The sequence below is a fragment of the uncultured Porphyromonas sp. genome (assembly GCF_947254915.1).
Classification (GTDB): Bacteria; Bacteroidota; Bacteroidia; order Bacteroidales; family Porphyromonadaceae; genus Porphyromonas.
In genome coordinates this window covers 1-3,069 of record NZ_CAMYEZ010000163.1, presented here as the reverse complement: position 1 = coordinate 3,069, position 3,069 = coordinate 1, and the positions used below count along the sequence as shown (strand labels likewise).

2 protein-coding genes and 1 pseudogene are annotated in these 3,069 nt (G+C 56.6%); all 3 read right to left on the bottom strand.

Going from position 1 to position 3,069, the window contains the following annotated elements:
* A pseudogene (locus Q0X57_RS08015) lies at positions 1 to 397 on the bottom strand (exonuclease); the annotation flags it as partial.
* Positions 398 to 434: 37 nt separating this feature from the next.
* Positions 435 to 2,192 carry a bifunctional UDP-sugar hydrolase/5'-nucleotidase gene (locus Q0X57_RS08010; protein WP_297729942.1) on the bottom strand — a complete coding sequence of 586 codons (1,758 nt, stop codon included), beginning with the start codon at positions 2,190 to 2,192 and terminating at the stop codon, positions 435 to 437.
* 16 nt (positions 2,193 to 2,208) lie between these two features.
* Positions 2,209 to 3,069, bottom strand: an 861-nt coding sequence (locus Q0X57_RS08005) for a Gfo/Idh/MocA family oxidoreductase (RefSeq protein ID WP_297729940.1), incomplete at its 5' end; no start/stop codon positions are given.

The following is a 3,069-nucleotide window of genomic DNA, read 5'->3' as shown; positions in this document are numbered from 1 at the left end:
TGGTTAGCTGATGGTAGTCGGTAGCTTCGCTTGTGATCGGCACGCCACTGAGTAGGAGGTGGTCTTCGCTGCGCACGACTCGTAGCTCTTCGTCTAGGAGGAGCCACGAGAGACTCGCTAGGAGTGGTGTGCCGATGGAGGCAAACTTCTCTTTGTCAAGCGTGTCGTGCAGATAGCAGACGGTCTCGGTGTCTATCACAAGGTAGCGAGGCGTAGCTCCCGCAGGCGCTGAGCCAAGCTGCAGGAGCGGTGACTCCTCGATGCTGAGCACGCAATGCGAGGCGAAGTCACGCTCTAGTCCCTTGTAGACGGGATTGTGCTTGCGCAGTCGCTTACGGCCGAAGGTGGTGATGCCACAAGCTAGGATCAGTAAGAGCAGGAGGTCAACCCAAGTCATTCCTCTAGGCAGGTGCTTTTTGGGAAAAGAGCTTCCTTTACTTAGTCAGACTCTCCTCGATGATGTGGCGATCTCGTGCGATGGCTGCTGTAGCTTGCTCTTTAGGTATGAAGGCCCAGTTGCTGTAACGGGGTGGCGTGAGCGGTTGGTGCTTTCTTGCCCACTCAATGAGGTGATAGCGCAGGTCGTGAGGCGAGATCCAGACGACGCGCTGGTGTAGCTCGTCGGGTGAAAGGCCAGCGCCTTGCGTCAGATGTCCACCGCCACCGATAGCACGGTAGGAGTTGACCGCCACAGTGTAGACGCTATCGACCGAGAAGGGGCGTCCGTCAGACAGTTGCTCGATGGTCACCCGCTTGCCTTGAGGTTTGCGCAGATCCACCGTGTAGTCAATGCCTGCGGCTGCGCTGAAGTTAAAGGTCGGATTGACCGTCGGGAAGTGTTGCTCAGCAGCTTGATCCTTCAGATAGAGCAGATGCTCCCCAGAGCTAGCTTCGGGGCCACACCATAAACCGTAGGAGTACTCTAGGTAGTCGTGTATCTCTTGCCCTGAGAGGCTCAGCTTGTAGAGATAGTTCTCATAGGGATAGATGTCGAAGAAGTTCCGTACCCGCAGTGTGTCAGCCCGCTGTGACAAGGAGATACGATGCGGTGCGGAGAAGGAGATGTCTGCCTCGCTCAACTCCAGCTGTAGCTGATGAAGTAGGGAGATATAGGCGGAAGGACCAAAGAGTGCATCCACCCCGATGAGAGGCTCCGTGAGCAGTGTGATAGGCTCAGCGATAAAGCTACGCACCGTGTCCGCAAAGTCCGCAAAGTAGCTAACGAAAGCGGAGTCTACGGGCACGTCTGCCATTGGGACTATCTCCCCTTGGAACTTCTTGTCGACCACTTTGTCGCCCTGCTTGGTGATGGTGACAGTAACGTCCGCTACGTTTTTCGCATGGCTCCCTGGATTGATCAGCAGGACGGAAGAGCCCGAAGGACTTCGCTCAGTAGTTTGATTAGCCTGGTGATCGTGTCCGTAGAGGATCAGGTCAATGCCAGAGACCGTACGAGCCATCTGGAGAGCAACGTCTTCCTTATCCTGCCCATCGCCCAGCCCTGAGTGCATCAAGACTATGAGGAGGTCTGGGTGGATATGCTCCTGAATCGTAGGAATCCACTTGTGAGCCGTCGCGATCGGATCAGCAAAGGTCATCCCCTCATAAGAGGATTGCGGGATCCACTGAGGCACAGCGGGGGTGATCAGACCGAGCACCGCCACCTTCACTCCGTCAACCGTATGGACACTATAGGGGGAGTAGTAAGGCTTACCCTTGAGTGGGCCATCGCTGTGTATGATATTGGCCGCCAGCAGTGGCGTCGCCATATCGCGTTGCCAGCGTCGGTAGACACTCGGCGTAGCCTCTAGGTCATGATTCCCCACGACGGCTGCGTCGTAGCCCAGCAGCGTCATAGCGTCCGAGACGAAGTGCGTGCGTAGCGTGTCAACGAAGTTGGAGTAGTAGACCGCCGCATTGCCCTGTAGCACATCCCCTCCGTCGAAGAGCAGCGTACTCGTCGGGAACTCCTTCCTCACTTGTGCCACATAAGTAGAGACCCGCGCCAGTCCGCTAGGGATACAAGTGTCCTGGACGAAGTCGTATCCCAGTATGTTGCCATGCACATCAGTTGTGTGTAGGATACGAATAGTGTGCGTCTCTTGCTCTGTCTTCTTGCAACTAGCGAAGCCCCCCAGCAAAAGGAGCGCAACGAGACAATAAAGTAGGGTACGATGCTGAAGTTGATTCATAATGTGAAGGGCTTTCTTAGGATAGGTAAGGGTTGTGCTGGTAGATGTTGCGAATGAGGCGCACGACACGCAGGGCATCCTCTATCTCCACCGCTTGAGCGGTCGGGTCTCCCAGCAGAGCGCGCGCCGTGTGGTCAATGACGAAGTGATGGTTTTGTGCAGATCCACTGTAGGCTCCGTAGGCGTTGCCTGGCTCGCTCTCGCCTAGGTCAGGGCGGTCGTAGCCGTCTATGACGCAGTGCGTTAGTTTGTTCATAAAGGGACCGTCAAGGACGATGCAGCCACGCTCGCCGAGCACGGTCAGGCGCACCCCGCAGTTGGTTCCGTAGACCGCTGTCGAGTAGGTCAGCAGCCCCGTCGTATCCTGCGGGAAGGTGAGCTGTACCACGCCCGAGTCCTCAAAGTCTACCGTCGTCTGGTGGTTGTAATTGTAAAAGCTTCCGCCCTGCACCTCAGGCATACCAAAGCACCAAATCAGGAGGTCAAGGAAGTGCGAGTACTGCGTGAAGAGCGTCCCGCCATCTAGCTTGAGATCGCCATGCCAGCGACGAGGCCGGTAGTAGCGCTCGTCACGATTCCAGAGACACTGCAGCTCGATCTGGTAAAGCTTGCCGAGGCGCTTCTCCTTGATCATCTGGTGAAGCCACGCCGAGACAGGCGTAAAGCGGTTTTGCAGGACACTGTATAGGTGACATCCGTGCGCCTTCGCTAGGGCGATCAGCTCCTCGCCCTCGTCGGGGTGTAGCACGGCGGGCTTCTCTATGAGGAGCGACTTGCCAGCCTTGATCAACTCTAGAGCAATTGGGTAGTGCAGCCCGTTGGGAACGCAGATCGACGCGACATCAAAGGTCTCTCCTCCACGCTCCAGCAGCTCCTC